Annotated in this window: 1 protein-coding gene; it reads right to left on the bottom strand. The window is 62.2% G+C overall.

Annotated features, from left to right (window positions below):
• Positions 1-673, bottom strand: a 673-nt coding sequence (locus AC1DWZ_RS23945; RefSeq protein ID WP_477171480.1) for a calcium-binding protein, incomplete at both ends; no start/stop codon positions are given.

Below are 673 nucleotides of genomic sequence, written 5' to 3'. Positions count from 1 at the left end.
CGGCAACCACGCCCACTGTTGCCGTCTCGTAAGAGGCAATGTCGAGCGTTTCGGCACCACCCGTCAACGCATCTGCACCGGCACCACCGATCAGGATGTCGTTGCCCGTGCCACCCAACAGCGTGTTGGCAAGCTCGTTGCCGATCATCGTGTTATTGAGCGTGTTGCCGGTCGCCGTGATACCAGAGAGTCCGCCCCCGATCGTCAGGTTCTCCACGAAGCCCGCCATCGTGTAGCCGGTGACCCGAACGTCGAYCGTATCGGTACCCTCRCCGGTCAGCTCGGTGACCACATCGGTGGTGTTGCGAACGATGTAGGTGTCGTCGCCCTTGCCACCTTTCAGCGTGTCGATCGCCGCAGTCGCCTCAATGCCGCCGTCGAGAATATTGGCGCCGGCATTGCCGGTGATCGTGTTCGCCAGGTCGTTGCCGGTGCCATTGATGTTGCCGGCGCCCGTCAGCGTCAAATTCTCAACGTTCGCCGTCAACGTGTAGTTGGCGAGGAGGGTTTCAACGCTGTCCGTCCCCGTGCTGGTGCCCGACAGCTCCGTGACGATGTCGCCGGCATTGTCCACCACATAGGTGTCGTTGCCGTTCCCACCTTCCAGCGTGTCGATACCCGCACCACCGTCGAGGCGGTTGRCGCCGGTATTGCCGCGCAGCGTGTCGTTGAA

It is taken from the genome of Dongia sp. P2_B8 (assembly GCF_056404715.1).
Note: the sequence above shows the minus strand (reverse complement) of the source record. Positions and strands in the feature narration are given on the sequence as shown.